Below are 24,931 nucleotides of genomic sequence, written 5' to 3'. Positions count from 1 at the left end.
TCACTCCATTATGCTCATAACACTGTTTTTTATGCGTGTAACACTGGGTATGTATTGTTTTTCCAGCTGGAAGTAGGGCATTACCGTATCATATCCGGTAACTCGCTGCACTGGGGCCAGGAGATCGGCCATGCAATGCTCCATAATTTGAGCGGATATTTCAGCTCCAACGCCACATGTTTTAGCGCCTTCATGGACAATAACACAACGCCCTGTTTTCTCAACTGAAGAAATGATGGTTTCAATATCAAGAGGCTTGATTGTCGCTACATCAATGACATCGCAGGAAATTCCTTCTTCACCGAGTTGTTTGGCTGCTTGTAGTGTTTCATGCATGCTGGCTCCCCAACTTATCAGAGTAAGATCATCGCCTTGCTGAAGAGTAAAGCACTTACCAATAGGTAATGCCTGTCCATCGTCTTCAACGGGTTGTTTCACCAAACGATAAATACGCTTTGGCTCCAGAAAAATAACCGGATCAGGATTACGCATTGCAGCTAATAATAAACCATAAGCTCGCTTGGGAGATGAGGGAATAACGACTTGTAAGCCAGGAATGTGAGCAAACAAAGCTTCAGTACTTTCAGAGTGGTGCTCTGGTGCTCTGATGCCTCCGCCAAAGGGTGCTCGGTATACCAGAGGACAATGCAAACGTCCGCGGGTTCTATTGCGCATACGGGCTGCGTGAGAAATAATCTGATTCATCGCTGGATAAATAAATCCCATAAATTGAAATTCTGCGACTGGTTTTAATCCCTGCAGTGACATTCCTATGGCCAAACCGGCTATCATGGATTCTGCCAGGGGAGTATCAAAAACTCTTTTTTCTCCAAAACGCTCCTGTAATCCAACTGTTGCACGAAACACACCACCATTTTTGCCTACGTCTTCACCGAAGACTACAACATCTTCATCATGCGCTAACTCATAAGCTAAAGCCTGAGTTACTGCTTCAATTAAGGTAATATCAGGCATGACCCGCTTCCTCCATAGCTATTGCACGTTGTTCCACGAGATACTCAGGTAATTGTTCGTAATGATAATCAAAAATACTGCTAATCGGTTGAGGCGTGGTATTAAGATATTCATCAACTGCCTGTTCTACTTTTTCTGAGCACTCCATAACTAATTGTTCTTCTTCAGCAGAAGACCACAGTTTTTGTTCCAGAAGAAACTGTTTGAATCGAGCTATAGGTTCTTTGGGTTTTGCAAGATCTACTTCTGCAGAGGGTTGATAGCGAGTTGCATCATCGGCAGTTGTGTGATCACATAAACGGTACGTTATCGCTTCTATTAAGGTCGGCCCTTCGCCTCGACGTGCTTTTTCTATCGCTTCTCCAATCATTTGGCGGGTTGCAAGCACGTCATTGCCATCGATTTGTATTCCCTGGAATCCTGCAGCTATTGCCTTTTGTGCAATGGTTTGGGTACCTGTTTGTTTATCGCGAGGGACAGATATAGCCCATTGATTATTGTTGACCACAAAAACGATAGGCAACTTCCAGGTGCCAGCAACATTAATCGCTTCATAAAAGTCACCCTCCGATGTTCCTCCCTCACCAATACAGACAACGGCAACACGATTTTGCCCTCTGTATTGGAACGCAAATGCAATTCCTGCCGCATGCAGACACTGCGAAGCAATAGGTACACAAATGGGAAGATCTTCGGCATTCCCTGAAAAATGGCTTCCTCGCTCATCACCACCCCAGAAGGCCAGGATTTCAGACATTTTTACACCACGTTGAATTTGGGCGGCATAATCTCGGTAATAAGGAACGAACACATCATCGGGTTTCATGGCATGTCCTATTGCCGTGGAGATGGCTTCCTGTCCGTTTATGGGCGCATATGTACCCATTTTCCCTGTTCTTTGCAACGCAATTGCTTTTTTATCAAAAGTACGAGCAAGAACCATAGTTCGGTAGAGTTCTTTTAAAGCAGATTTGTCCTGTGCAAAGGAGGGTAGTTTATCTACTAACTCGCCTTGCTCGTTTAAAAACTGTGTAAATGTAATATCAAATTGAGCAACTGTTGTCATTACTTGGCTCCTTGTCAACAACGCGTTGCAATAGAATACTCACAAATTGACTTGAAAACCAGTGAATTAGAGTGAAATTCTTAGTGCATGAATAAAAACATCAATGACATAACAGCGGTCTGATTAATATGGCGAATACACCAATTTTACCTCTGGCTAAGGACATTCCTTGTCAGCAGATCAGGACGCATTGATAGTTTTAATTACACCGAAGAGGATGAGGAGCATGAAGCCTGACTTTGGATGTCATGTTCCGCTGTCAGCAGTAATTTTAATTGTTCGTTCAATACATCCTGAGTTATTTTAAACAGTAAATGCTGGAGTTTTTCTGGTTTCACTTTTTCTTTTACTTTTTGATTCAGGTGGGGTGTTTCACGCAAAAAACATTCATTTAATGCTTCTTTCCAAATACGAGTAACGTATACGTCAGTATCACTAGTATGGATGGTGTGCGATATAAACCGTGCTTCAACACAACGAGAGTCTCCTTTTGTTGCCGAAGAGAACAAGGGTATCACCACATTAAGTATTTTTTTAACCAGGTTAATCAGGCCTTGTTCTTTAAGTTTGTCTTTTGTTGTTTGGGACAGTATAGTTTGGAACCAGGTTTTGATAATGCAGGATAGAGACGTCAGCGGTTCAGGGATGGATATTCCGATTCTTTCAGGGATCTGGTAAGACTCCTTATCCAGGCGTTCAAGTGCGTATCTAAGCGTAGTTTCCCCTTCGTGCATGGCCCCAATTGCAGCAACCAATAGTGCAAAGTCCAATTGACCGTTTTCAATCAGATCATCCGTTTTGATTAGTCTGTAATCATGATCGATTAAACCCGAGCAGACAATTGATTGCTCAAGCGAGGAAATGGTTTTCCTGATAAACGCTAAATCTTTAGTGCGTAGTGAATATTTTCTTATTGATTCGTCATTCAGATGCAAATGCCGTTTAAAATTTATCAGCCATCGGCGCAATTCCAAATCCTGGGTGTCGGGTTCAATTCGTTCGTTAACCAGGTAAGATAAAGAGGATATCATTTTTTTTGCATAAACTGCGCGAATTTCATAATTGAACTCAACAGGAATGGGTTCATTATTCTCTTTAAAATTTAGTTCAAAGAGGGTATCTTTATTGTTTAGTTTGCTGTTAACCATAATGTCACGTACCGCCAGAGCAAAATACTCCAAAACATCGCCTGGAATTTTTCCATCTTTTTGAAATTCGTTAATTGCTGGGATAAGCTCCTGGTCGAAAAGGCATTTGAGCGCATTAATCTGTTGCTGACGAATGATGTAAAGATTAATGTTATTAATTACTTGCAGGGTCAGATTAATCGATGCCAGAGAATGAACTTTGAGCCTCAAAAGTTTTTCGAGATTATTTTCATTATTAGCAATAATATTAGGGTCTGCGGCGGGATCGTAAATTAAGGTCTCGCCTTGGTAGGGTTCCATAAGTGACATGAATGTCAGGGCAAATCGAACTCTTGGTGAACGTGCTCGAGGCGATGAGGGTATATTTGATCTGGTTGATGAGGGTATTGGGATAGGGTGCTCTGACCTCGGTGCAAAAAAAGTAGAGCTTCTGATGGAACTGGGGCTTGCTGGAGTTGCCCTATGAATATCAAGGGGTAAAACAAAGTTAAAGGGATATTTCGTTTTGAAGTTATCAAAATCAGGAATTGTTGCTATCCCGTTTCTAATTTCTATGCCAGGGATTCCAGTCAGACAATTGTTGATAAGTTGGTGCTCGACAAGATCTTTTTCTCCGGCTAATTTGTAGCAGCATTGAGCCGTTGCTGAACCCTCAGAGTAGGACCATAAGATAGGTTTGTTTTCATAAGTAATTGAATAAAAAAAAATGTACATAGGTCTTTTATAATAAGGGTTGTACGAGGTGACACAGTACAATTTATTTATTTTTATGTAAACATATATTCGAATATAACCGTATTATTAGGAGTTATTTTGATTAAATCTGTATCAATGGAGCTAAATTACTCCCTTTTTTTGCAAGAATCGTATCAAAAGTTTTGTGATTTACCTGGTTTTGTCTTGCTTGAAAGTACCGACAAGGTGAGGGGACGCTATGATATTTTAAGTGCTTACCCATACGACAGAATTGTAATCAAATCAAATTTAACGTCTGAAGAGGGAGCTTTAGCCAAACTACGAGAACTATGCTCCAAGCCTTTTGAGGGCAATGATCTTCCTTTTCAGGGCGGTGCCATGGGGTATGTATCTTATGACTTTGGTGCTCATCTTCACCATATTCAGCCAAAACCGCAACACTCTCTTTCTGATGTGCCTTTATTGGATATGGGGCTTTATGATTGGGCGATTATTACAGATCATCATTTAAAAAAAGTTACTTTATTTGCGGCTAATCGGCATACGTCAACCAAAGAAATTTGCAAAAAAATAATCCAATTATGGAATGAACCTGCGTCTGAGGCCTCCTCGTATACTGTCGCAAATGATTTTGTGCCCCTCATGACGCAACAACAGTACCAAAATGCTTTTTGGGCAATTCATCATGATTTAAGTATTGGCAGGGCTTATCAAGTTAATTTAACTCAACCTTTTCATGCAGGATATACGGGGAATTCCTGGGAAATATACAGAAGAATAACCGACAAAAATCCAGTTCCTTTCTCCGCATTTATCAGAAATAAGAATCATGACGTTTTGAGTTTTTCACCAGAGCGATTTTTGTATTATGAAAAGAGAGGTGTCCTTACTTCTCCAATAAAAGGTACTTCCAGGCGATCAGCAGATCCCGCTGCTGATGAACAGTTAAAAAATAAATTAATGGCTTGTGAAAAAAATCGTGCTGAAAACGTCATGATAGTCGATTTAATGCGTAATGACTTAGGAAAAATAGCGAAACCAGGTACGGTTGAGGTCAGCGCCCTTTGCGAGGTACAAAGTTTTAATTCAGTACATCATCTGGTGAGTGATATTAAAGCGCTCTGCCGTGAGGAGATAAACCCTTTTGATGTGTTTCTTTCCTGTTTTCCTGGTGGTTCAATCACGGGTGCACCTAAATTGGAGGCGATGAATATTATCAATGAGCAAGAGCCCTATGCGCGAGGGATATATTGCGGCAGCATAGGCTATTTCTCAAACCACGGCCGATTTGATACTAATATTGCGATTCGTACTATTACTGCTAAAGATAATATTTTGCATTTAGCAGCAGGTGGTGGCATTCTTATTGACTCTGATTGCGAAGATGAATATCGTGAATGTTATACCAAAATTGCTGCGATAATTCATGGACTTAAATAATTTTTTAACCAAAGAGGGTGTTCATTCAGCGGTACTTGTTTTGTACGAGAGTTCTACCGATTCCTTGCTTCTGACAAAACGCAGTGAGGGATTAAAAAATCATCCTGGCGAAATCAGTTTTCCTGGTGGATTATGCGATGAAGAAGATCAATCCTACGCCGATACCGCATTAAGAGAGCTTGAAGAAGAGTTGGGAATATCCCGAGAAAGAGTGCAGTTAATCCGGGCGCTAAACGAAGAGCGAACTTTATCCGGTATTGTCATTCATCCTTGGTTGGGGCAAATAGAATCGAGAGAACCATTCAACATTAATACCGCTGAAGTTGCAGAACTTATCGCTGTTCCAATGCCCTTAGTACGCTCCGTTCACAATTATCGTAACATTATTGTGTACCGATATGGAATAAAATTTACCACTTGTGAATTTATTGCGCAAGATCAATTTATTTGGGGGGCAACAGCACGGATTATGAAACAGTTGGCGGTGGATTCCTTAAATTGTACAAATCCATAAAAATAGACCATGCTTATGCTGTTAATAATACAGAATATCAAAGGTAACCCTTATGAAAACATGCGTATTATTTTTACTCTGTATCTTTTCAACATACGGTCACACCCAAACTTTGACCATAGGCTCTTCAAAATTTAATCCACCATTCGAGACTTGGGCGAGTCATGACGCTTCATATTTTGGTTACGATATTGATTTGATGACGATTATATGCAAACGACTCAAAGCTACTTGTAAATTTAAAGCCTATACCTTTAATGAGTTGTTTGGCGCAATTGACCGGAATGAGGTTGACCTAATTATTGCTTCTATGATTATAACTAAACCACGACAAGAACAGTACTTGTTCAGTCTTCCTTATTTGGAAAGCTATTCGCAATACATAACGTCCAGCAAGAATGCCAGCATTAACAACCCGGATGATCTCTACGGAAAAAAAATTGGCGTAAGAAAAGGCACACCATATGGCAGTCAAGTTCTTGCTGAATCCAGAAATAATACTATCGTATATTATCCGCTCATCGTTGATATTTTTGTTGGCCTGCAGAATAAAGAAATCGACGCCTTTGTTTTAGATTATGAAGCAGCGAAATATTGGATTGCAACTAATCCAGGTATTTATAAATTAATTGGCAACAAAATTCCCGTAGGCGAGGGGTATGCTGTTATGACCCAGTATAAAAATGCCGGGTTAGTTAAACGGATAAACGACATTATTTTACAAATGGGAGAAGACGGTACTTTTATTGGTCTTTATTCCAAGTATTTTGGCTGGAATAATGCAAATTAGAGGATGTTGACTTAGCTTTTTTTACTTGGGTACCTGCTGGATGCCTCACAAGGGGCTATTCACGTAGACGAGAGAGGCACATCTTGGATTAATCGGGACTTATCTAATCCCGATTAATCAACAATAGCCAATACAACTGGCGTTTATGTGGTTTCTGCATGCTCCTCATTTTGCGCCAAATCATTATGAGTTGCCGAATTTTTTAATGCTCTTCGTAATATTTTCCCTACGTTTGTTTTAGGCAATTCATCATAAAATTCGACTATCTTGGGAACTTTATAAGCGGTTAAATGCTCTCTGCAATGGGCGATGATTTGTTCTGCTGTCACTTTAGGATCTCGTTTCACAATGCACGCCTTTACTCGTTCCCCTGACTCTTCGTCAATAACACCTACAACTCCAACTTCCAATACACCTGGGTGCATTCCTATGACTTGCTCAATTTCATTTGGATAAACATTAAAACCAGAGACGATGATCATGTCTTTCTTGCGATCCACGAGATAGACGTAGCCTTCTTCATCCATCCTGGCAATATCCCCGGTTTTTAAAAATCCATCTTTGGTAAACACCAGAGCAGTTTCATCGGGTCGTTTCCAATATCCCGCCATAACTTGTGGACCCTTGATGCACAATTCACCGCTTTGACCAATGGGAACTTCTTTTTCATTATCGTCACGGATGGATACATCCGTTGAGGGCAAAGGCAAACCGATACTGCCGTTATAACCTTCAAGATACATAGGGTTCATTGTTGCAGCGGGGCTTGTTTCTGTTAGGCCGTAGGCCTCTAAAACACGGGATTTAGTCATCTCTGCCCAACGCATCGAAACGCTTTTTTGGAGCGCCATGCCACCGGATAATCCCAGTTTGAGCTTACTAAAATCAATTTCATTAAACCTGGGATGATTGAGAATAGCGTTATATAAGGTGTTGACACCGGTAAATGCAGTAAACCCTGAGTTTTTAATTTCATTAATAAAATGGTTTAAATCCCTGGGATTGGTAATCAGTATGTTTTTAGCTCCGAACATCATGAAGGTCAAACAGTTCGCAGTAAGTGAAAAAATATGATAAAGAGGAAGGGCTGTAACGATGATATCCTCGTTTGATATACCCAGGGGAGCTATCCAGGAATGAGCTTGCATGACGTTAGCTATCATATTTCCATGAGTGAGTATTGCCCCTTTGGATACTCCTGTTGTTCCGCCTGTATATTGTAAAAATGCAATATCATCATGAGTTAAATCAACATGATGCAGGGTGGCTTGTTTCCCTTCAAGCAATGTATAGTTAAATGCAACTGCATGGGGTATTGAATAAGTTGGAACCAGTTTTTTAATGTGTTTTACTACAAAATTTACAATGAACCGTTTCACTGGTGGAAAGAGGTCGCCTATCTGGGTAACAATCACATGTTTGATTGACTTGATTGATGGCAAGGCTTTTTCCACGGTGCTGGCAAAATTTGCAAGCACAATTATAGCCTCGGTTCCTGAATCATTCATTTGTTGAGTTACTTCATCCGTTGTGTAAAGCGGATTGGTATTGACCACGACAAATCCTGCCCGCAGTATCCCGAACAATGCTACGGGATATTGAAGCACGTTAGGCATCATGATGGCTACACGTGATCCCTTGGGCATGCCCAATTGTTGCAGATATGCCGCAAAATCACGAGTCAACTTGTCCAGTTGCGCATAGGTAATCTCGCTGCCCATATTAGTGTATGCTATTTTATTGGCATTATGGCTACATGATTCCTTGAATAAAGATATTAGGGATAAATATTGACTGGGGTCGATTTCATGTGGCACGCCATTTTGATATTGTTCAAACCATCGTTTATCCACTTTGATATCCTTCTGTTATTGGTTCCCACATGTTAGTATAAACAAAAATATCAGTTATGGATATCTTGGACATGAGTGAAAATATAACTAAAACTCAAGGATTTAAACTAAAAGGAAGACTTTATACCCTAACCGTCTTGCAAGTAACGAATACCAACAGTGAGATTTTTTCTCATCAATTTGCAGAAACCGTGGTTAAAGCACCAAAATTATTTGAAAAAACGCCAGTTGTTTTTGACCTATCTTTGGTCAATCAGTTGGAATTTGATCTAAATGTTTTGCTGCAAATTGCTCGAGACTATGGCATGATTCCTGTAGCAATTCAGGGCGGCAATCCTTTGCAGGATACCCTGGCGCAGTGTAATGGTTTGGCCGTTTTAAATGCCTCAGCCACCCAGGATAAATCACTAAAGGAACAATCTGCCGAACCCCTTTCTGCTGGAATGACTAAAAGTAAATTATTAACCACTCCTGTTCGCTCCGGACAACAAGTTGTAGCCAAAGGCGCTGATCTGATCATTGCCTCCTCAGTCAGTCATGGAGCTGAGTTGTTATCCGATGGAAATATCCACGTTTACGGAGCATTGCGAGGGCGAGCATTGGCAGGTTTATCTGGTGATGTTGAGGCACGGATCTTTTGTCAATCACTAGAGGCCGAGCTTGTATCTATTGCCGGGTTTTATCGCCTGAGTGATGCCATAGAGCCGGTTAATGGGCCTTGTCAGATATACTTATCCAACCAACACATTGTGATAGAGCCCCTATGATTGATGCTGTATTTATCTCTGATCTGCATTTACATCCTGAAAATTCGTCCATTCACCAGCGCTTTTCTCAATTTCTTGAGTGGGCGCAGGTTTCAGTAAAGAAAATATACATTCTTGGCGATTTTTTTCATGCGTGGGCTGGAGATGATTCCATTGACGATTGGAGCAGAGGGATAGCCAGTCAATTGTTTGAACTGACTCAAAAGGGTATTGCACTGTATTTTATGTGCGGAAATCGAGATTTTCTGTTGGGAAAACAATTTGCCAAATTAGCCGGATGGACTGTTATTCGGGAGCCTACCGTAATCGAATTGGGCAATGAGAGGGTATTACTTGTTCATGGCGATGGGTACTGCACCAGGGATAGGGGGCATCAAAGGTTGCGGTTATTTACCCGTAATCGCCTTTTTGTCTGGCTTTTTTTGAGTCTTTCCCTTGCTTTCAGAAAGCGCATTGTAAATAAAGTCCGCTCTATAAGCTCCAGTAAAAACACTCAATTTCTGGATAAGATGGATGTCGTTGGTGAGTCGGTTATCAAGGATATGACGCATCATCAGGTACGTCAGTTGATTCATGGGCATACTCATAAGCCAGGACTCACTCAATATTTCCATGAACACCAGTGTTTGCAGCGTTATGTTTTGAGCGATTGGGATGACAGTCCTGAAGTATTGTGTTATGATAGAACAAAAGGCATCTATTTTATTCATCCCTTATTGCAAGAGGAGAACCGTAATGTCAACAGAAGATAAAAATAAGCTTGATAAACAAATAGTCGAAAAAATGCGCGAAGAACTTGTCAAAATTCGTCAAGAAGAAGTAAAAAATCAAGAACTCATGGAGCGCCACAGAACCAGAGCTGATGTGCGTGCTCAAGAAATGGATCTCCTCGCTAAAGAATCCAAAGTGATAGACCCGCATACCGGTAGAGAGTCAACTCTCATGGATATAGTAATAAACGAAGCTGAAAGAGCGCTTAATGCTGATGTTAACGCCTATAACGACTGGCGATCAGCCATGATGAAATTGTGGAATATTTATGGTCACTTGGCAAAAGCCATTGATCAATCCATCCATGAAACGATTGCAGCCCCAGCCTTATACAAGTTATCCGATGCGTTAGCACAGGGTTCAGAAGTACTGAATAATATATTCCGTTCCGATCCTGAGGCTGATTTGCCTGCACTGGAACATTTAGTGAGTGTAAACGAGCAAGGACAATTAGCCATCGAGCCTCTAACTCGTTCAGATAACGGCACTAAGACCAGTCAACTACTTGATAATTTATTCAAACATGGTGTGGTCGCTTGGTTAGATAACTGTGGTTATAAGCCAACTGATGAGACTAATTCCCAATTTAAAAAGGGAGACCAAATTCTTGATAAGGCAGGGTTTAAAGCCCTGAACAATAATCCTGAAACCTCGTTAAAAAATTATCTTTCAGATGCACCTGAATTGGAATTCAGACCTCGAGGACCCTAAGTTCGGCGAGTCTGTTTCATAACCTTAGGCAGTTTTTTATCGTGCAATTCGACTGATGATTGTTAAGGCACAGGGAAATATCGTCAATTTAAGTTGCAATTATGTTAACTTTTGGCTATTCCCTTGCTGCTGTTTCGAATTTAATGTATCAATTTTTAAAAGCTTTAAAGACATGGATTAAACTTGGAAAATCTCTCGGATCACATTTCCCAGCTACAGTTCGAAACATCGTCTCTTGAAATTTCTGGAGAGGAATTTTATGAGTATTGCCAGGAGGCGTTAAATTATCTTGTGCCTTTCATCAATCAAGTCGGAAACGCTCCTGCGATGCCAGAGCTTTCTGCAAATTCCATCTTAAGTGAGTTAAAAACCACTTTTCATGAGCCCTTAACCCCATTACAACGTCTAATTGCTACCCAGCTTGATAGGGGTATAGAAACGGCAAGCGGTAACTTTATGGGCTATGTACCGGGAGGAGGCGTACTAACCAGTGCACTGGCTGATTTTGTTATTAGTGTGACCAATCGTTATACAGGGTTACATTTCGGAGCACCAGGAAATACAGAGAGTGAAAACAAGGTTATTAAGTGGTTTTGTGATTTGTTCGAGATGGGTGGTGATGCATGGGGTTGCTTAACAAGCGGAGGAACTCATGCAACCTTGACTTGTCTTTTGGCTGCTCGAGAATCTGTAGAACAAATAGACATAAATAATCTTGTTATCTACATGACAAATCAAGCTCATTTTGCGATTCGTCGCTCACTTAAAGTTATGGGGTTGCATCACGCTCACATTCATTTTGTTCGTACGTGTAATGATTTATCAATGGACTCAGAAGATCTTGATGCCTCCATTCAAACTCATTTAGACCAAGGTCTTCATCCTTTTCTTATAATTACCTCTGCTGGAACTACGAATACGGGTTCTGTAGATCCTCTTGAGTCTATTTCTGAGATTGCTGATAAACATAAAGTCTGGATGCATGTAGATGCAGCTTATGGAGGAATGTTTGTACTAACCGAAGTGGGCAAAAAAACACTTAAAGGAATTGAAAACGCTGACTCTATTGTTGTTGATCCTCACAAAGGCATGTTCCTGGCATACGGTGTTGGTGTGGCCTTAGTAAAAAAGCAACGTTTTCTAAAAAGTGCCTTTCATGAAGATGCTGAATATCTTTCAAGGCCTGATACAAAAGAAGCAATTGAAACTCGCTCTCCAGTTGATTATTCACTTGAAATGACTCGCCATAATCGTGCGCCCCGTATAAGTTTGAGTTTAGATCTGCTGGGAATTGAGTGTTTTAAAAGTGCATTGCTAGAAAAGCACTTGCTGGCGTGCTGGTTGCATCAGCAATTAGAATTACTGGATGGTGTAATTATATTTGCAAAACCTCGGTTATCTGTAGTCGCTTTTCGTCTTGCTTATAATCTGGAAACTGAAAAATTACTTGCATCTATTACAGAAGATGGCCTTATTAATGTCAGTTCAACACGACTCGGGGAAACTATTTGGATACGTGCCTGTATTTTAAATTTTCGGACTCATATGGTGCATGTGGAACATTTGCTTGAAAAAATATCCAGATTTATAAGTTGTTGCTAAATCAGGTTTAAATACTTTAAAAATAAATCAATACCACAAGATTTTTATTGGTCAGACTTTAATTTTATTAATCATATTGCTATATCTCTTAATTTCGTTATCCTTGCATTTTTTCACTAGAAAATTTAAGGATATCACTTGATGAAAAAGTCCGAGCAAGTTGCTTACTGGGTTAAGACAGCAACTCAGTTTCCAGTTGGTTTTGCACAGGTAAGAGAAGATCCCTTATTAGATGTTCAGGTGATTGATCATATGAACAGACCACAAACGAAAGTGCTTATGATCGCCTCAGGCGGTTGCACAGCGGCTCTTTTGGCAACGCATCCTTTAATAAGTGAACTTACTGTGGTTGATCCTAATTTATCTCAGCTTGCTTTAGCACAACTTAAATTGCATTTGTTGGAACATTGCTCGATTGAGGAGAGGCTCTCTATTCTTGGTCACCAAAAGATGTCTGTGCAAGACCGCCGTGCCTGGATTGCTCTTCGTTTGCATCTATTGGGTTACCCTGAAGATACTCTAGGCGATTTGGATAAGGTTGCTGAATCTGGCTTGGATTATTGTGGTCGTTACGAATATTTATTTAGGCAGTTACAGCTTGAAATTCGCCATTTTGAACCTGAAATCAGAGCTATTCTTTCTAATTCTGGAAATACCATATCAGAACATCTAAAAGAAGTATTGAGGGAGTCGTTCAAAAAAGTAATGACTCTTGATAACCTTGTCGCTTTATATGGGAAGGACGCTACACAAAATCCAGCAATGCAATTTTGGGAGCATTTTTTCTGCCAAACCATCAGCGCATTAAATTGTCCGAGTGCAAAAAATAATCCTTTTTTAAGTCAATTACTATTAGGTCAATTTATTCACAGACCCTATGAATGGCTAACAAAACCGAAACAAAGTATTTTTAAGAAGGTAAAATTTCTAAATCATACGCTCTCTGAAACATTAAATACGATGAATGACTCTTATGACTTTATTCATTTATCGAATGCTCTTGACTGGTTAAATCCTCATGAAGCAAAAGAAATGTTGTGCGCAGTTGTAGATAAATTAAATTCTGGAGGAATGTTGATCCTCCGTCAATTAAATTCCACATTAGATATTCCTTCTTTAGGTGGTAATCAACTTGAGTGGCAAGTTAAGGATGGGGTGGATTGTCTTCATCAGGATCGTAGTTTTTTTTATAAAAGGTTATTAGTTGGTAAAAAATTATAACAATTTACGAAATGCTGGTTTTAAATACAGCTATTATTCAGACGTCCCGCAAACGATTTAAATCAGATAATGGAGATTATATAGATGAACAGTCAAAAAAAACTTGCAGAATTAATTGATATTATTCTGACAGATTCCAATTTTCGTGATAATCCTTTTTTTTTAGCTTTAAATGATGGCTCATTTTCCAAAGAGGATTTTATTGAAACCCAAATTCAATTTTTTTCGCTGTAACTTTTTTTAACCAACCCATGAGTGCTCTGGCAGCAAAAATCCCAACGGCGGAACTAAGGATAGAAGTATTACGTAATGTATGGGAAGAGCATGGTGAAGGTAACCTTGAAAAGGTTCATGGAACAACATTTATGGAGCTATTAAACCGATTAGGTAATATATCACCTGAAGATGTTGACAGTCGTGCCTTGTGGCCAGAGGTACGAACTTTTAATACCTTTTTGGCTGGCGCATGTGTATTGGATGAATATCTTACAGGAGTTGGTATCATGGGGATGATTGAACGCATGTTTGCTGAGATTTCTTCCTGGATAGGGACTGGAATTGTGGAACGTGAATGGCTGAGTCAGGATCGCTTAATCCATTACACGCTCCATTCTGAACTTGATATTAAACACTCGCAGGATTTTTTCGATATTCTCGAGCATTCTTGGGATAAATCCGAAGAAGACAAGTATGCAATTGAGCAGGGTTTGCGACTTGGGGCTTATGTTTTCAATCGCCTATATGAGGATCTTTATAGAGCCAGATCCCGCAGAATGTTTCGTGAAATCAGGGGCAATCATTCGCGTGCGGAGGGTTGACGTATTGTTTTTATTGATGCCGCACAAGAATATTTATCATAAATATAATGAAGTTGCTTCGCAACACTATTTAATCCTCCTCTCCCTTGATCCCTCTCCCCCACGCTATGCGCAGTGGAGAGGGAAAATTCGATAAGTTCAATTCAGTACTTGGTAAGTTACGATTATTTTTTGTAAGCAGTAGGCAATTAGGGTATTTAACGTCAGGAAATCTATCAAGCATCATGTTTTTATACATTATAATTTGCCCCTCAAATCTTTATATGCCATTATATAAATAGATTTTTTCTTTACACAGTACTGTTTTATATGATCGAGATAACTGATTATGAATTGACCCATGAGTTTTTTAGCGCACTGGTTACAGAAGACAAGTGCCCAAGTTTAGTGAAACATTTGGAAATAAAACCGGAACTCCTTGATTTACAAGATGAAAATGGAAGAACCCTTTTTCATCATGCAGTTAATGATTATCGTTTTGCGGCTATTATTTTAAAACCGTTCATGAATCTGGAGCGGTTATCTGTCAGGGATAATAAGGGACAAACTCCGGTTCATGTGGCAGCTGTTTCCAATGATTCTGTCCGAGATCCCATTCTTTCACTCTATCTGAATTCAGCCCGGAATAATGGTTACGATTTTTCCTTGATGGATAATAAGTACGATACGCCACTGTCCCTGTTGATAGTCAATCCTCGGCGTAACCCTATGACTCGGGAGTTGATTAATCAGATTCCCTGGTACCTGAGTATTGCGGGTGATGTGAATATAAACCAGATTAATGTAATTACCGGGATGACGCCCCTGGCTTTAGCACTTGCATTGGATCACCTGGAAGAAGCGAATACATTGCTAGATCATGGCGCAGATCCGTTACTGTATGCAGAGCCACAAGATGAAGTGTTAAAGTCTCTCGATATTATTGTGATACCAGCCACGTTGGTTGCCAGGAAAATTCAGGCAGCAAGGCAAGAGCTTGCAGATCTTTGTGCGAATTTTGATAACGCTGGTATACAGCAATCACTTCATCCCATGCATCCCTCCACTTTTTTCAGAGTGTTGTCATCAGGTTTTGGCGAGGTGGAAGAAGCACAATTACGAATCAAATACCTTAAGACAGATTATATCCCCCTTTTGGAAAATATCTCTACAAAAATAGAATCAATCGTTAAAGAACCGGTCAGTTCTGGCACAGAGTTTTCCTCCGGTCCCTGTTAGGCCGTTTATCCAGGTTTGAATGGGAAAGCAGTATTCAATATCACGAGTTGTCAACAGAACAGAGCCATTTTTTCCAGGATCTTGTCGGAATTGGTGATCCACTTGCATCGGAAGCCGAAAATAGCCGATTAAAGAAGATGTATGCGGAAGAGCGTCTTATTATTCGAATTCTCATGTTTAAACCTAAAGCCATAAACAGGGAGGATTTTAACTTGTTAATAGAGCTTGCCATGCGGGAAGAAGGCTATTCTCACATAAAATTATATATACTAAATATGACCAAATGATACAATATAAGAACATTAGCGGTGAGTGTCATGATTCTTAGCTATGCATGACAAAAAATCCACTGCGGGTTGATTGGGGTATCGGATTATTTTGATTGATGGTTGTCCTCCTATGCGGGCATGACGATTTTTTATCCTTTACAGAGCAATCTGAATTACACTAACAAAATTTAAGTTAAGATTTTTATGATTCTGGTTAATTGTCCAAAACAGTCGGATGTTCCAATAATCAACTCAAATTCGTCTTGTATACTCACTTTATCATTTATTTTTTTTTCTAAATTAATTTCATTTTTTTGATTTATGTATGCGTAATTAAATAATGTTAAATGTGGATCATAATCGTCAGTTCTCAAAGGATTAACAAGTTTAGAGATGTAATTAAATACTTCATGTAGTTTTAACGTATTTTCTGGTAGTAATGATACCCAGTAGACTGGTTTTTTAAAACTTGTATGACTTATTTCTCTAAACGATAAGTGCAAATTAAAATCTGATGACTCGAAACAAATTTTTTTAGAGAGATCGCCCAGCTTATGCTCTTCAGAATAAAATTGGCAAATAGTTACATGGGGGATGGATTTATTTCCCAGAATATAGCTGAAAGGTTTATCTATGATTTCAGTAGCTAACGCAATAAATTCATTAGATTTGAATTTAGGAACAAAAGCAATATTATACCTTTCCATTAAATGACTACCTGTTATTTACCTCAGACCCTAGTGACTTAAGAGTATTTAAAATTTTTAATTATTGAAGCAACAACTACAATTCGACATCTTAAAAATTTGCATATTACATTTTAATGTTTAATAACATTGGGATGGCTTGGCATTTTATTACTTTAAATGCTAACACATTAAACTCCAACCAGATCTCGAATACTATCTGTTTCGAATGCAATTCTGCTGAACATGTATTCGATTAAAATTTATTTTAAGACATTTGGGGTATCAATGAAATCCGTGATGGCTTCTGTTTAAAATTAACAAAATATGAATATAGACTGTTGCATACTCCTTGGGGTGCTTGGAGTGTGAAGGCAACTCGGCAATTGTAACTTACCACGTACTGGATTGAACTTATCGAGTTTTTCCCTCTCCACTGCGCATAGCGTGGGGGAGAGGGATCAAGGGTGAGGGGGATTAAATGGTGTTGCGAAGCGACTTTATTTAAGTAAATCTTACTCATGCTATGGCACAATTGTGCAGCATTATGGTGCTCATAGCCCGTTGATTAATTCATAGAAGGTATGCCGCTATGAAAACGAAATACTCTATCTTGTCCCAAAATAAACTCATTCTCAACACTCAAGAATCGCTCCAGGCGGGTTTCTATTGCACCACCGTATAGCCTGGCTAAATACAGGTAATCTTGAAAATGTCGGGCTTCAGATTTGATAAGGGTCTTATAAAAGCGGCCGAGTTCTGGATCATTTAAACAAGGAATGATGGCATTGAATCGTTCACAGGAGCGGGCTTCGATTATGGCACCAACAATAAGTTGATCGCACAAGCGTTCATTACCGTCACGTTGAGTGATTAGTTTGTGTAATTTAGCGGCATATTCTGAAGGTTGCAGGGCGGTATAGGAAATTCCTTTTTGGCGCATGATGTCGAGTACTTTTTCGAAATGAAGCAGTTCTTCTCTGGCGAGAGGGGACATTTTGGCGACTAATTCGGTTTTTTCAGGATATTTACTCATAAATGTAATGGCGGTAGCTGCTGCTTTTCGTTCACAATGGGCGTGATCAATCAGTAACAATGGAATGTTATCCGCAGCGTGAGCAAGCCAGGCATCTGGTGTAGAAACACGAAGAAATTCATTTAAAGTTTGTAAATCAGTCTCTAATCGTTTTAACATCATGGGTATGCACTATAATTTCAATAAATCAGCCCTTATATCACAGACGCTGGACAATTTAAATTGGATGGATTATGGACGAGTTAATACAAGACGAACAATTAAGCAAATGGTTTTCAACCTATGGCGTAATCACCGCTCAGCGTTTATTAGGCACTTATCAAATTACTTTGCCGCAAAATGAACTCATCAGTGCCATTAAAAGTCCCTACAGTTTTTATCATCAGTTATTGCAAATTCCCCTAAAAAACGTATTAAACGGAATCGTGCTTCAACAAGCGGGAGATTACCACGTATATGCTCAAAAATTATTTATCGATTATCTGTTATCAGGTGAAAGCGGTAAAGACGAAACCTCACCTGGCGCATTTACTCGGGAATCCTTGGAAGATGAGCGCCAAAGATTAGTTACTCTCGGTGAGGATTATCATCGTTTGCAATTAGAGCAAAATAAACTAATTGCTAATGCGCAGGCAAGGCTTATTCAAATTGCAGAACAGTGGCGAACGAAATTTGAAGTTACTCTAACGCAGATTAATAACTCCTTGAAAGACAACGGATTGACGGTCAACAAAAGCACCCTACGCAGCGCATTGCATTATGCACTCATTCATTGTGATTACATTCAAGCCGCATCGCTTGGCAACCCTTCTTTAATCGTGGAGTGTTTTAATACTATTACTAAAATATCCTTAAATGATGTGTTGAAAAGTAAAATTTTAGCCGATATGGCTGATTTACTCGACGTAGTAGTTCATTTCGATGAGCAAACCCGTGAATTTGTTCAAGAAAACAAAGTATTAGGTGAGCAGGCTAAATCGTACAGAACCCAATTTTACGAAACCATTATCCGTGTCACCGAGCTTATTAACTTACTGCCTGAATACAGAATTGATCCCGAGCAGGATGCTGTTAATAAAGAATCCCTATATTTCGATAAAACTATAGGTGAAAATTAGGTGAACATGCGTCATTCATTACTGTCATGATGAATTTATATTAGCCAGAACCCCAAGTCTTCGTGTATAATAATGCACTTTAACTAACTTCTTGGAGTGCGACATGGCGACAGAACATACTTTGTCTATTATTAAACCAGATGCAGTAGCAAAATCAGTAATTGGTCAAATATATACTCGTTTTGAGCAGGCGGGATTAAACATCGTTGCTGCTAAAATGATGCATTTGTCTCGTGCTCAAGCTGAAGGCTTTTATGAAGTTCACAAAGACCGTCCTTTCTTTAACGATCTTGTTGAATTTATGATTTCTGGTCCTGTAATGATCCAGGCTCTGAAAGGTGAAAATGCAGTACTAAAAAACCGTGATTTGATGGGTGCAACCAACCCTAAAGAAGCAGCACCAGGTACTATCCGTGCTGATTTTGCAGACAGTATTGATGCAAATGCTGTTCATGGTTCAGACAGTGCTGAAAATGCAGCTCGTGAAATTGCATTTTTCTTTGAACCACACGAAATTTGTGACAGATAAAGTTGTTTGGGAGTCGGTATGACCAGTCAGAAAGTTAATTTATTGGATTATAATTATGCTCAGTTGCGGGAGCTCCTGATTGAATGGGGTGAAAAACCATTTAGAGCTCAGCAATTGATTCAATGGATTCATCAGACCGGTTTGACTGACTTTACCAAAATGACGAATATAGGGAAGGCTTTGACACAAAAGCTTTCCCAGCTGTCTTGCATTAAACTGCCAGAAATCGTTGCTTGTCAGAAATCAAATGACGGTACGCACAAGTGGCTGCTTAAACTTGATTGTGGTAACTGTATTGAAACGGTGTTTATTCCTGAGGCAAACAGAGGAACTCTTTGTGTGTCTTCTCAGGTAGGTTGTGCGCTTAATTGTTCTTTCTGCTCAACCGCTAAACAAGGCTTCAATCGTAATTTAACCACAGCTGAAATTATTGGTCAGGTATGGCTGGCTGTCAGGGAACTTTCTCAGGCAGGTGGTGCTCATGATCAGCGCATTACCAACGTGGTCATGATGGGTATGGGTGAGCCTTTACTTAATTTTGATAATGTCGTATCCGCCATGAGCATTATGATGGATGATTATGCCTATGGATTGTCTAAAAGACGAGTTACGCTGAGTACTTCAGGAGTGTTGCCCGATCTCGAGAGACTAAGGGAAGTTAGTCCTGTTGCATTAGCCGTATCCTTGCATGCACCTAACGATGCTTTAAGAAATGAATTGGTTCCCATTAATAAAAAATATCCTTTGGCACAATTAATGGCATTGTGTAAAAGGTATTTTAAAGATGAGCCAAGACGCAAGGTAACTTTTGAATACGTCATGTTAAAAGGGATCAATGATCAGCCGGAACATGCCAAACAGTTAATAAAACTACTACGTGATGTTCCTGCCAAAGTAAATCTGATTCCGTTTAATCCTTTTCCCATGACTCAATATCAACGTTCTTCCCAAGAGGCTATTGATGCTTTCAGGGATTTACTGATTAAAAATGGTATTAATACAATCACTCGTAAAACACGCGGGGATGATATTGATGCCGCTTGTGGTCAGTTAGCCGGAGAAGTTAAGGACAGAACTAGCCGTTCACAGCGTTGGCAAAAACTTCATTTCATTCCCAAAAGTAAAAAAACTGAAGACATTAATCATTCATCACATTAATTAATATGAAATGAGATGACAAAACATTTTTAATTTCTCAGTAAGTGGTTATAATGCAAAATCATTTCTAATGTTAAGTGGTAGTCGTGCGTATGGTATTACGGTACTTGTTAATCTGTATGTTTCTGTTTCTTCAGGGATGTAACCATACCGATCAACATGCTGAACCAGAACTTAAAAAAACCGATCTGACTAAAGCTGCAAGTTACAACACGCAACTTGGCTTGGGATATTTAAAGCAAGGTGACAGACCACGAGCTAAAAAGAAATTGCTTACTGCCATAAAACAAGAACCCAATTCATCTGAAGTTAATGCAGCGATGGCTTATTATTTCGAACAAACCAATGAACTGGATGAAGCCAGAAAACATTATTTAAAGGCTATATCGTTATCTTCTGGAGGCGGTGCTCAATTAAACAACTATGGGGCATTTTTATGCCGACAAGGCGACTATAAAAAGGCTGAAATTTATTTTTTAAAAGCGGTTAAAGATGTTCATTACATCAATACGGCTGCAGCTTATGAAAATGCGGGTCTTTGTGCATTAGCAATTCCTGACAAAAAAAAGGCAAAAGAGTACTTTATAAATGCGCTTGATCAAGACCCCTCCAGAAAGCAATCGCTTTTTGAACTTGTCAAGCTGGAAAATAATACTGGACATTTAGACGAGGCTTATACGCTCTTACAAAATCACCCCGATTTGGTTTTAAACGATAAGTATTTTTTAACTTTAGCAAAAGACATTGCAGTTAAAACGGGACATTTTGCTGTAGCAGCAGCTTATGAGCGTAATTTAAGAACAATGGAACCAACTACTGATAATAGTGGAGCAAATGATGAATATAACAGCCACAGTGGATGATACGAATCATATCGAGATTGATAATCCAGGAAAACAACTTGCGAGTTTACGTCAACAAAAAGGTTATACTATCGATTATGTTGCCAGTAAACTGCATTTAAGAGTAAGAATTATCGAATTAATTGAAGCAGGTGATTTCCAATTACTGCCTCAACCGGTATTTATCAAAGGTTATTTACGTGCATACTCCAAGTTATTGGGTGTAGCACCAGAGCCTTTCTTGGCTTTATTCAATGAACAGTATTCTTACGAAAAAAAGCCAGAGCGGGCACTGTGGCAAAGTAAAAGAGAAACACACAAAGCTGAAAACATAATCAGACTAGTGACCATTTTGTTTGCGGTAGGTGTCTTGGTGGCGGTAGGTGTGTGGTGGCAAAAAAACCGTGATGCGCAGCCTTCTTATTCTGCGAAGCAAAGTCCTGCCAATTTGTCCTTGAATGATAGTTCAGCAGAATTGCGACTTACAGACTTGTCTAAAATGCAGTCATTACTCACTCCAGGTGCGCAAATGACGCCTTTGGAGAAAGAAGGTGGCTGATAAAATTCAAGCAATACGTGGTATGAATGATGTGTTACCTGAAAGAACACCTATATGGCGTCACATTGAACAGATTTTTGTAACATGTCTTTCTCGTTACGGTTATCAGGAAATTCGTTTTCCTCTTATTGAGAATACGCAATTGTTCAAAAGGACAATTGGCGAAATAACTGACATCGTTGAAAAGGAAATGTATACCTTCAACGATTTAAACGGTGATAGCCTGACTTTAAGACCTGAGGGTACAGCAGGGTGCGTTCGTGCCTGTCTTGAGAATGGGTTATTGCATAACCAACAGCAGAGACTTTGGTACATGGGTCCAATGTTTCGTCATGAACGCCCGCAAAAAGGCCGTTACAGGCAGTTCACTCAATTTGGTGTAGAAGCTTTCGGAATGTCAGGATCTACTATTGAGGTTGAGCTCATCTCTTTGTCCTATCGTATCTGGAAAGCACTTGGATTTGAACAACAGCTTACGTTGCAAGTGAATACTCTGGGTGAATTGACTGAGCGTCAAATTTACCGAACCCTCCTGATTAATTATTTTCGTGATCATTTTAATCAGCTTGATGATGACAGCAAAAAACGGCTTGAACGAAACCCGTTGCGGATTCTGGACAGTAAAAATCCTGAATTACAAAAGGTTATAGCAAATGCACCAAAACTGATAGATTCCCTGGGTGACCAGAGTAAGGAACACTTCAATCTATTTTGCCAGGGCTTGAATGAATTAAACATTCCTTTTACGGTTAATCCTTTCCTTGTTAGAGGCCTTGATTATTACGGACATACCGTATTTGAATGGGTAACGGACAAATTAGGCAGTCAGGCTACTGTTTGTGCTGGTGGTCGCTATGACATATTGGTTGAGCAACTGGGTGGCTCCCCAACTCCTGCAGCAGGATTTGCCTTGGGTATAGAGCGGATTGTTTTATTGATGGAAACTCTGGCTCTTTTAGAGCAAAAAAAGACAACGCCTTTGGTATATATCATTACTACCAGTCATACAGCATCGGTTAAGGGTCTTGCTATCGCTGAACGGATCAGAGATTTTTATACGAATGTTGATGTCGTTACTAATACAACTAATGCTTCCTTTAAAAGCCAGTTTAAAAAAGCGGATAAGAGTGGGGCTCGTCTGGCATTAATTTTAGGTGATGACGAAATAGCAAACGAACGCATTGGAATAAAAGATCTGCGCTTCGAATCAGAACAGGTAACTGTAAACCAAAATGCTATTATCGAATTCTTGAATAACTATCTGGGTTGATTGCAGGAGAACAAAATGTCAGTGTATATGACTGAAGAGGAACAATTAGAAGTTATTAAAAAATGGTGGAAACGATACGGTAACCTGGTTTCTGTCTTTTTGTCGGTTATTTTGCTTTGTGTTGCAGGATACAGGTACATGCATTGGCATCAGGATAAGCTAAAACAGCAGGCCTCAACTACATACGAAAATATGATGCTTGCTTATTCAAATCAAAATATAAAATCTGTACGCTCATTCGCCAATCAGTTAATAAAAGACTATGATCATACCGTGTATGCCGATGTTGCTCATATGACGCTCGCTAAAATTTATGTAAGCAAGAACAAACTCGACAAAGCTCAAAGTGAATTACGGTTTGTTGCCGACCACAGCAACATGACTGCATTGAAACAGATCGCTAAAATCAGAATAGCGAGGTTAATGGCAGCAGAAAAAGCGTACACTAATGCTTTAAAAGAGCTGACATCTGTAGTTGATAATACGTATTTACCGGTTATTAACGAATTGAAAGGTGATATTTACGGCGCTACTGGCCAATATCAGGAAGCAATTAACGCCTACCGTTTGGCAATAGATGAAGTAAAAACCAATGGGATGGGTAATTTATTCCTTGAAATGAAGTCTAACGAGCTGGCATTGAAAAATCAAACAGTGCACAGCAATGAAAAAAAAGTCCAGGCCGCTTAAAACACTAGAAAACAGGATTTAAGATATATGAACATTCGATTATTTACCGTTTTACTTTGCGCAATGATTCAGGGGTGTACTCAAGTTGATGATTATTTGTTAGGAAAAGATAATACTCCCAAACCTAAAGAACTTGAAACCGTTCAATCCAAAATTAAAGTATCGCAAAACTGGGCTTCTCCAGTTGGAAAAGCTCGAAAAAACAGCGAATATTTAAAACTCAAGCCAGTAGTTAGAGGTGACATAATTTATACGGCAGATACCAGTGGATTAGTACAAGCCGTTAATAAAACTAATGGTCAGGTAAAGTGGTCTACCTCTGTAAACCATGGAATTCTCAGTGGCCCAACTGTGGCTGATGGATTTGTTGTTGTCAGCACTAATGCTTCAACTTTAGCTTTGTTGAATCAGTCGGACGGCAAAGAGTTATGGCAGACTAAAGTATCAGGCGAAGTTTTATCTCCTCCAGCGTTGGCTCATCAGAAAATTGTTGCTAAAACTATTGACGGTAAAGTGTACGCTTATGATGCGATAACAGGGAAGCAGTTATGGTTTGCTGAGCATGGCTCTCCCGGTCTTGTGTTAAAAGCCAGTTCTTCTCCAATTATTTTGGACAATTTGGTTCTTATCGGGTTTTCGGACGGTAAGCTTGATGCTCTCGAACTCGACACGGGGCGCCTTGTGTGGCAAAGAAGCATTGCTTATGCAACAGGTTCAAGTGACGTTGAACGGCTCATTGATATTGATTCCGATCCTATAGTAAAAGATAAAGTTGCTTATTTAGCCAGCTATCAAGGATACATCGGGGCTTTATCATTATCTGATGGTCAATTTATCTGGAGAAAACCGGGATCTGTATTTAAAAATATGGTCTTAGATGGCAATGCCTTATATTTGACAGACAGTCACGATGTTGTCTGGTCTTTGGATAGATCAACTGGTCACGTTAATTGGAAACAAACCAATTTGAAAGCTCGTGGATTAACAGAGCCTGTCGTTGTTGGTAAGGATGTAGTTGTTGGTGATAAAACAGGATATTTACATTTCCTTGATTCACAAACTGGTGAATTTATTGCTCGATCTCAATTATCTGCGGGGGTTAGTATTTCCCCAACCGTAGCGGGAAGGAATCTTTATGTATTAACAGACAATGGATTGCTTAACCAACTGTCCGTGAGTTAACA

At 39.5% G+C, this 24,931-nt stretch carries 26 protein-coding genes; 20 read left to right on the top strand and 6 right to left on the bottom strand.

Features of this window, described 5'->3' with window-relative positions:
• The 3 genes from Lwor_RS03535 to Lwor_RS03525 form a co-directional block, all read right to left on the bottom strand.
• Entirely contained in the window at positions 1–975 is a 975-nt protein-coding gene (locus Lwor_RS03535) for an alpha-ketoacid dehydrogenase subunit beta (RefSeq protein ID WP_058492530.1), read from the bottom strand.
• Complete coding sequence (gene pdhA / locus Lwor_RS03530) at positions 968–2,041, bottom strand: pyruvate dehydrogenase (acetyl-transferring) E1 component subunit alpha (protein WP_058492529.1); 1,074 nt, start codon at positions 2,039–2,041, stop codon at positions 968–970. The genes Lwor_RS03535 and pdhA overlap by 8 nt, the downstream gene beginning before the upstream one ends.
• A 203-nt stretch (positions 2,042–2,244) precedes the next feature.
• A complete protein-coding gene (locus tag Lwor_RS03525) occupies positions 2,245–3,489 on the bottom strand; it encodes a hypothetical protein (protein WP_147279839.1) in 1,245 nt (414 codons plus the stop codon).
• Between the two features lie 7 nt (positions 3,490–3,496).
• Between Lwor_RS03525 and Lwor_RS13695 the strand changes: the two genes are divergently transcribed.
• The 4 genes from Lwor_RS13695 (at position 3,497) to Lwor_RS03510 (ending at position 6,629) form a co-directional block, all read left to right on the top strand.
• On the top strand, positions 3,497–3,655 hold the full coding sequence (locus tag Lwor_RS13695; protein WP_157063123.1) for a hypothetical protein: 159 nt from the start codon (positions 3,497–3,499) through the stop codon (positions 3,653–3,655).
• A 347-nt stretch (positions 3,656–4,002) separates the two neighbouring features.
• Positions 4,003–5,325: an aminodeoxychorismate synthase component I gene (gene pabB / locus Lwor_RS03520; protein ID WP_172458819.1), complete on the top strand. Its 1,323-nt coding sequence runs from the start codon at positions 4,003–4,005 to the stop codon at positions 5,323–5,325.
• Positions 5,312–5,839, top strand: coding sequence for an NUDIX hydrolase (locus Lwor_RS03515; protein WP_058492526.1), 528 nt, complete (start codon positions 5,312–5,314; stop codon positions 5,837–5,839). Before pabB ends, Lwor_RS03515 begins: the two co-directional genes overlap by 14 nt.
• 52 nt (positions 5,840–5,891) lie before the next feature.
• Complete coding sequence (locus Lwor_RS03510; RefSeq protein ID WP_058492525.1) at positions 5,892–6,629, top strand: transporter substrate-binding domain-containing protein; 738 nt, start codon at positions 5,892–5,894, stop codon at positions 6,627–6,629.
• A 143-nt stretch (positions 6,630–6,772) separates the two neighbouring features.
• On the opposite strand, the gene Lwor_RS03505 is transcribed toward Lwor_RS03510, so the two are convergent.
• A complete protein-coding gene (locus Lwor_RS03505) occupies positions 6,773–8,482 on the bottom strand; it encodes an AMP-binding protein (protein WP_058492524.1) in 1,710 nt (569 codons plus the stop codon).
• A 71-nt stretch (positions 8,483–8,553) separates the two neighbouring features.
• Between Lwor_RS03505 and minC the strand changes: the two genes are divergently transcribed.
• The 8 genes from minC (at position 8,554) to Lwor_RS03470 (ending at position 15,590) form a co-directional block, all read left to right on the top strand.
• Positions 8,554–9,249: a septum site-determining protein MinC gene (gene minC / locus Lwor_RS03500; protein WP_058492523.1), complete on the top strand. Its 696-nt coding sequence runs from the start codon at positions 8,554–8,556 to the stop codon at positions 9,247–9,249.
• Positions 9,246–10,001: a UDP-2,3-diacylglucosamine diphosphatase gene (locus Lwor_RS03495; protein ID WP_058492522.1), complete on the top strand. Its 756-nt coding sequence runs from the start codon at positions 9,246–9,248 to the stop codon at positions 9,999–10,001. The genes minC and Lwor_RS03495 overlap by 4 nt, the downstream gene beginning before the upstream one ends.
• Positions 9,985–10,731, top strand: coding sequence for a hypothetical protein (locus tag Lwor_RS03490; protein ID WP_058492521.1), 747 nt, complete (start codon positions 9,985–9,987; stop codon positions 10,729–10,731). The genes Lwor_RS03495 and Lwor_RS03490 overlap by 17 nt, the downstream gene beginning before the upstream one ends.
• Before the next feature lie 183 nt (positions 10,732–10,914).
• Positions 10,915–12,333, top strand: coding sequence for a pyridoxal phosphate-dependent decarboxylase family protein (locus Lwor_RS03485; RefSeq protein WP_058492520.1), 1,419 nt, complete (start codon positions 10,915–10,917; stop codon positions 12,331–12,333).
• A 141-nt stretch (positions 12,334–12,474) separates the two neighbouring features.
• A complete protein-coding gene (locus Lwor_RS03480; protein ID WP_058492519.1) occupies positions 12,475–13,554 on the top strand; it encodes a DUF3419 family protein in 1,080 nt (359 codons plus the stop codon).
• A gap of 84 nt (positions 13,555–13,638) precedes the next feature.
• Positions 13,639–13,788 (top strand): hypothetical protein, encoded by a 150-nt coding sequence (locus Lwor_RS13690; RefSeq protein ID WP_157063122.1) that lies wholly within the window; start codon positions 13,639–13,641, stop codon positions 13,786–13,788.
• A 17-nt stretch (positions 13,789–13,805) separates the two neighbouring features.
• Positions 13,806–14,372, top strand: a complete 567-nt coding sequence (locus Lwor_RS13305) for an iron-containing redox enzyme family protein (RefSeq protein ID WP_083501570.1) — start codon at positions 13,806–13,808, stop codon at positions 14,370–14,372.
• A gap of 309 nt (positions 14,373–14,681) precedes the next feature.
• Complete coding sequence (locus Lwor_RS03470; RefSeq protein WP_058492517.1) at positions 14,682–15,590, top strand: ankyrin repeat domain-containing protein; 909 nt, start codon at positions 14,682–14,684, stop codon at positions 15,588–15,590.
• A 457-nt stretch (positions 15,591–16,047) separates the two neighbouring features.
• Here Lwor_RS03470 and Lwor_RS03460 read toward each other — a convergent pair whose 3' ends face one another.
• Entirely contained in the window at positions 16,048–16,566 is a 519-nt protein-coding gene (locus Lwor_RS03460) for a hypothetical protein (RefSeq protein ID WP_058492515.1), read from the bottom strand.
• Positions 16,567–17,113: 547 nt separating this feature from the next.
• The gene (locus Lwor_RS03455; RefSeq protein WP_058492573.1) at positions 17,114–17,740 is read right to left on the bottom strand and encodes a MiaE family protein; all 627 of its coding nucleotides are present in this window, start codon (positions 17,738–17,740) and stop codon (positions 17,114–17,116) included.
• Positions 17,741–17,814: 74 nt separating this feature from the next.
• On the opposite strand from Lwor_RS03455, the gene Lwor_RS03450 reads away from it, so the two are divergent.
• The 8 genes from Lwor_RS03450 (at position 17,815) to bamB (ending at position 24,929) form a co-directional block, all read left to right on the top strand.
• Positions 17,815–18,699 (top strand): hypothetical protein, encoded by an 885-nt coding sequence (locus Lwor_RS03450; protein WP_058492514.1) that lies wholly within the window; start codon positions 17,815–17,817, stop codon positions 18,697–18,699.
• Between the two features lie 103 nt (positions 18,700–18,802).
• On the top strand, positions 18,803–19,228 hold the full coding sequence (gene ndk, locus Lwor_RS03445; RefSeq protein ID WP_058492513.1) for a nucleoside-diphosphate kinase: 426 nt from the start codon (positions 18,803–18,805) through the stop codon (positions 19,226–19,228).
• A gap of 18 nt (positions 19,229–19,246) precedes the next feature.
• Positions 19,247–20,386: a dual-specificity RNA methyltransferase RlmN gene (gene rlmN, locus Lwor_RS03440; RefSeq protein WP_058492512.1), complete on the top strand. Its 1,140-nt coding sequence runs from the start codon at positions 19,247–19,249 to the stop codon at positions 20,384–20,386.
• 92 nt (positions 20,387–20,478) lie between these two features.
• Positions 20,479–21,249, top strand: a complete 771-nt coding sequence (gene pilW / locus Lwor_RS03435; RefSeq protein WP_058492572.1) for a type IV pilus biogenesis/stability protein PilW — start codon at positions 20,479–20,481, stop codon at positions 21,247–21,249.
• Complete coding sequence (locus Lwor_RS03430; RefSeq protein ID WP_058492511.1) at positions 21,224–21,787, top strand: helix-turn-helix domain-containing protein; 564 nt, start codon at positions 21,224–21,226, stop codon at positions 21,785–21,787. Before pilW ends, Lwor_RS03430 begins: the two co-directional genes overlap by 26 nt.
• Positions 21,780–23,057: a histidine--tRNA ligase gene (gene hisS / locus Lwor_RS03425; RefSeq protein WP_058492510.1), complete on the top strand. Its 1,278-nt coding sequence runs from the start codon at positions 21,780–21,782 to the stop codon at positions 23,055–23,057. The genes Lwor_RS03430 and hisS overlap by 8 nt, the downstream gene beginning before the upstream one ends.
• 15 nt (positions 23,058–23,072) lie before the next feature.
• Positions 23,073–23,747, top strand: a complete 675-nt coding sequence (locus Lwor_RS03420) for a YfgM family protein (RefSeq protein WP_058492509.1) — start codon at positions 23,073–23,075, stop codon at positions 23,745–23,747.
• A 27-nt stretch (positions 23,748–23,774) separates the two neighbouring features.
• The gene (gene bamB / locus Lwor_RS03415) at positions 23,775–24,929 is read left to right on the top strand and encodes an outer membrane protein assembly factor BamB (RefSeq protein WP_058492508.1); all 1,155 of its coding nucleotides are present in this window, start codon (positions 23,775–23,777) and stop codon (positions 24,927–24,929) included.
• The last annotated feature ends 2 nt before the right edge of the window (positions 24,930–24,931 follow it).

This window comes from Legionella worsleiensis (assembly GCF_001467535.1).
Lineage (GTDB): Bacteria > Pseudomonadota > Gammaproteobacteria > Legionellales > Legionellaceae > Legionella > Legionella worsleiensis.
The sequence above is the reverse complement of the archived record's forward strand: the minus strand, read 5'-3'. Positions and strand labels throughout refer to the sequence as shown.